This is a genomic window from Nodosilinea sp. LEGE 07298 (assembly GCF_015207265.1).
Lineage (GTDB): Bacteria > Cyanobacteriota > Cyanobacteriia > Phormidesmidales > Phormidesmidaceae > Nodosilinea.
This window is the reverse complement of the sequence record NZ_JADEXE010000431.1, coordinates 1-4,401: the sequence shown is the minus strand read 5'-3', so window position 1 is coordinate 4,401 and position 4,401 is coordinate 1. Positions and strand designations below refer to the sequence as shown.

General features: G+C 57.3%; 4 protein-coding genes and 1 pseudogene. 4 read left to right on the top strand and 1 reads right to left on the bottom strand.

Annotated features, from left to right (window positions below):
* Positions 1-121: 121 nt before the first annotated feature.
* A complete protein-coding gene (locus IQ273_RS31015) occupies positions 122-895 on the bottom strand; it encodes a histidine phosphatase family protein (RefSeq protein WP_194026941.1) in 774 nt (257 codons plus the stop codon).
* 124 nt (positions 896-1,019) lie between these two features.
* Between IQ273_RS31015 and IQ273_RS31010 the strand changes: the two genes are divergently transcribed.
* The 4 genes and pseudogenes from IQ273_RS31010 to IQ273_RS30995 form a co-directional block, all read left to right on the top strand.
* Positions 1,020-2,237: a hypothetical protein gene (locus tag IQ273_RS31010; RefSeq protein ID WP_194026940.1), complete on the top strand. Its 1,218-nt coding sequence runs from the start codon at positions 1,020-1,022 to the stop codon at positions 2,235-2,237.
* Positions 2,234-3,106: a mechanosensitive ion channel family protein gene (locus tag IQ273_RS31005; protein ID WP_194026939.1), complete on the top strand. Its 873-nt coding sequence runs from the start codon at positions 2,234-2,236 to the stop codon at positions 3,104-3,106. Before IQ273_RS31010 ends, IQ273_RS31005 begins: the two co-directional genes overlap by 4 nt.
* 128 nt (positions 3,107-3,234) lie before the next feature.
* A complete protein-coding gene (locus IQ273_RS31000; protein ID WP_194026938.1) occupies positions 3,235-4,083 on the top strand; it encodes a cation diffusion facilitator family transporter in 849 nt (282 codons plus the stop codon).
* Positions 4,084-4,133: 50 nt separating this feature from the next.
* Positions 4,134-4,401 (top strand): annotated as a pseudogene (locus IQ273_RS30995) (peptidase M15 family protein); the annotation flags it as partial.

The window sequence follows — 4,401 nt, the reverse complement described above, 5'->3', positions numbered from 1 at the left end:
GATGGGTAGGTGGGTGGATGAGAGCGGGGAAGAGGGGGTGTTATAGCTGTGGCCAGTCTGGTTGAGACAGGTCTCCTATGAACGTTCAAACGTTTGAACGTTCATAGGGTTTCTGGATGTCCTAACCAACGTGACTATGGCTATATTCAAGGTGGGTGCGGTCGTTAAAGCGCTTGATTTGCCACAGCTCGGTGTTGAGCCGGTTGGGGCCGCTTTGGTACCAGCGATCGCGATCTAACCAAAACTCAAAGCAGGCGGTGTTGCCCATCGACATGCCCCAGGCGCGATCGCAGCCCATCAGGCAAGTGATAACGTGCTGCAACATCCAGTGGTGGCCAATGACGAGAATGCGATCGCCGTTGCCGTGCCGACTGAGGACATGATCCAAAAATTGCTGTGCCCTAGCCTGGCCCTGTTCTAAAGTCTCGGCCTCGGGGATGGGCTGCCAGTCGAGGCTGGTTGTGAGCTGCTGGCAGAGATCAGGGTAGCGATCGCAAGCCTCAGCCCAGGTCAGCCCAGTGAAAACGCCGGCGTTGTACTCCATCAGCTCAGAGCATAGATGAATAGATACCGTGTGGTCGGAGGCAAGGGTAATCGGGCTGACGATGCTTGTATTACCGAGGAACTGCGAAGTCTTGGCCCATGAATCAGCGATCGTTGACTCTGAGCCAGAAAGTCCTTTAACCAGCATAGCCAGGGTACTCGTAGCTCGCTCTAGGGGGCTGCAATAGATATGGGTGGGGTACCAATTCGCCGCGGCTAGGTGCTGCCCCAGCTGCCGCGACTGCTCCATTCCCAGGGGGGTAAGCCCAGTAGAACTACACCCCTCCATGCGGCCTTCGGCATTGCCCACAGACTGGCCGTGGCGGACTAGCAGCAGATTGAGAACGGTCATCGGCTCAAATTCAACGTTAAGCTATCTCTATTATCTCCAATTGTGATCCTAGGTTGGCAAGGCGATGGGATCTGGCCCTAGAACGTCAAAATTGGCTGGATTTTCTGTTCTTTAATAGTTTCCTATGGTTGGTGAGTTCGTCAAAACCATTAGCAGCCAGTTGAAGACGGGTCTACTGCGAGCTCAGTCAGCCTCTCAAATCTCCGAAAATCAGCTCCAGCCGCTGCCGCCGGTCTGGGAGTTGGACGTATGGCAACGATTGCAAACCTTACCGCTGCCGGATACTTACCTGGCCACCGTGGCCGATCGCATAGCCCAGGCGATAACAGCTTGGCAAAAAAACCTCGATGCCCCTAATAGCCTGGTGCTGCTGGGTAGTCCAGTGGATGATACGGCGGCGGTGCTGACCGCTGCGCTGACTTCAATCGCTCCAGAAGCCAATCCAGACGTAGATCCAGAGCGGGCTCAGCGCTGGCAGACGTTGCGCCCCCTGGACTGGATGGCGCGGCCAGCGGATCCAATGTCTATCAAGGCTCAGCTGGTCAAGGCTCTAGAACAGCTCAGCGAAACCGATGAAGACGATGGAGAAGACCACCCAAACGATCTCTCTCGCCGCCAGACGGTGATCGTGCTGCCGCCGCTGGAGCAGTGTTTCTTGCGCTGTATTGGTGGCTGGCAAGGGGTAGAGTGGCTGCGCGATACGGCCGGTGCTCAGCGCGATTTCTTTTGGCTGATACCGTGCAATACTTGGGCCTGGGCGTTTTTGACTCGAGTTTGCCAGGTAGACGCTTACTTAGATCAAACCGCTGACCTACCCCATCTCGATCGCGATGGCCTCTGCGACTGGCTTACCCCCATTGGCGAGACCCTGGCGAACTCCCCCGCCGAAGACTTGTCCTCCTCAGTATTGGGAAAGATCTCCTGGTCCAACTTTGCGGAGATGTCGGAGGATAGCCCTGAGATAGCCCGGCTGCTGTGGCTGCGATCGCTGCGGCTACAAGCAGCAGATCTGCCCGAGCAGCCCCAGCCCCTGAAGCCGGATGACGTGCTGCCCGTGCCCTTCTACCAGGTGCAGCCGACCCTGCCTTCGCTACCCGATCTCGAGGCCCTAGACTACCATTTGGTGCACGCTCTGATGATGCATGGGGTGACGCCGCGATCGCAGCTGGCCCTGAGTTTAGGCCAGCCCGAAAGCATTGTCCACGTGCGCGGTCAAACGCTTCGTCAGGCGGGCGTTCTGCGTCTGAGTCGCCAGGGCTTGAGCATTCAGCCAATTCACTATCCCCGGCTGGCCAGCGAATTTGCCAGCAATAACTTTCTTACCGGAGACGATCGACGATGAGCAGCTTGGTCTGGCTCTCCAGCTGCCTGGCCCAGATGGGCACCCTCGACAACGCCGACAACGCCGTTGACGACCTGCTGCGAGAGCTTTCCATTGACCGCTTCTTCAGGGCTGCCCTCAGCGTACTGCTGGCCTACCTGCTGCTGACGGGTATCCAAAGCCTGGCCAACTGGCTTTCAGAACAGGTACCGCGCCGGTTTCGGCTGACGATTAAGCAGTCCATCCCGTTTTTGAAAGGGCTGATTCTCCTGGCCCTGATTGCCTATGTGGTGAGGCTGTTTATCAATGTATCTGGACCAAACCTGGTGGCCTTAACCGGCACCCTGGCGGTGGCGCTGGGCTTTGCGTTTAAGGACTACATCACCTCGATTATTGCTGGGGTTGTGGCCCTGTTTGAGGCCCCCTACCGAGTCGGCGATCGCGTTACGATTGACGACCACTATGGCGAAGTGGTGAGCTACGGGCTGCGGGGCATTCGCCTACACACCTTTGACGATGACCTGGTAACGATTCCCCACAGCAAAACCTGGACCGATGCGATCGTCAACGCCAATAGCGGCAGCTTAGAAGCCCAGGTGGTGACCGACTTTTATGCTGACCACGAGGCCGATCTTGAGGCCATTACCGATGTTCTCTATCAGGCTGCCTACAGCAGCCGCTTTATTCAGCTCAAGCTGCCGGTCGTAGTGGTGCTGGCCGAAATGCCCTGGGGCACCCACATCAAGCTGCGCGCCTACCCGATGGATATTCGCGATGAGCCAGCCTTTCGCAGCGATATCTTGCGCCGAGCCAAAACCGCCCTGGCTAACCACCCGGTGGTGTACCCCAAAATTAAGCCACTGATCAGCAGTCGGGACGGCGAAGCGTGAGGCAACGGCAGTAGACCAGGACGCTAGCCGTAGTCATAAAACTGTCTACCAATACATCCGCAGCCCGCAAACTATGCCAGAATGCGGAAGCAAATCGTCCTTATTACAAACGAGTGCATTCCTTGTCGATGGTGTCTCCGGTTCATTCAGCTTCGTCTTTACCCTGCCGCTGCGGCCTTGATGCTACCGATCGCAAGCGTCTGGGGCTGTTTCTCACCCTGGTGCTGGGGTTCGCGGTGGTGGAGTGGCTGGTGGGCAGCCACAGCCACAGTCTAGCTCTACAGTCTGACGCTGGACACATGCTGACCGATGTGGGCGCGATCGCCCTGGCGCTATCGGCTAGCTGGCTGACCCGCCTAACTCTGAGCCAGTCTCGACCCGGCCAACCGCACCTAGAAGCGATCGCCGCTTTGATCAACGGCTTCGGGCTCCTGGTCATGGCGGGGCTGATTTCCTTAGAAGCGTGGCACCACTTAACGGTGCCCACAACCACGCTAGTCAGTGGTCCCATGGCCGGTACAGCTTTGGTCGGGCTGGGCATCAACGGGTTTGGGGTTTGGCTACTCCACGGCCAGGGCGACGAATCTTTAAACCGGCAGGGGGCCTTTTTGCACGTGGTGGCCGACCTGGCTAGCTCGGTTGGGGTGATTGTCGGAGCGCTGTGTATGTCACTGTTCCACTGGTTTTGGATGGATGGGGCGCTAAGTTTAGCGATCGCCCTCCTGATTAGCAGCAGCGCTCTGCCCCTGATTTACCAAAGCTGGAGGCAAATTACCCAAACCCAAGCCGCCCCACCAGCCCGGAGCGATCTTAGCAGCCTGGGTTTTTTCGAAACCGGATGCACCGACCTGAGCACGCTTTTAGGGAAAACACCCAACCCACCTACCGCCAGTTGGAAAATTTTGGGTAACAAACCTGTGGTATTGGGCCACAAAATTGCGCCATATCGGCCATTCGATTCTAATATTCATACCTAGGTGGCCTCTCTGCATAGGCCAGCACTGCACTGTGTCTACGGGAGTCAAACATGGGTACCTGGGTCAAGGAAACCGATGAAGCTTTTTACTTAATGCAAGGAAACCGGTGGATCTCCCGCATTCAGAAGCGTCCCTCCTCGGGCAACCCGAAGGAGCAGGTGCTCAACGTTGAAGGCATGCGGGAGTGGTTTTTGCGATCGGATGCGCCCCTGGCTATGACGGTATCGATCGGGACGGGTAGCCCAGAGCCTGAGCAGGTTGGCGGCGGCTCTGGAACCGTACCCCCACCTGATGAAGTGGTACCCCCACCTGATGAAG

Coding starts and splice junctions, on each gene's coding strand:
- IQ273_RS31015 (WP_194026941.1), bottom strand. CDS start 895: ATGACCGTTCTCAATCTGCTGCTAGTCCGCCACGGCCAGTCTGTGGGC.
- IQ273_RS31010 (WP_194026940.1), top strand. CDS start 1,020: ATGGTTGGTGAGTTCGTCAAAACCATTAGCAGCCAGTTGAAGACGGGT.
- IQ273_RS31005 (WP_194026939.1), top strand. CDS start 2,234: ATGAGCAGCTTGGTCTGGCTCTCCAGCTGCCTGGCCCAGATGGGCACC.
- IQ273_RS31000 (WP_194026938.1), top strand. CDS start 3,235: ATGGTGTCTCCGGTTCATTCAGCTTCGTCTTTACCCTGCCGCTGCGGC.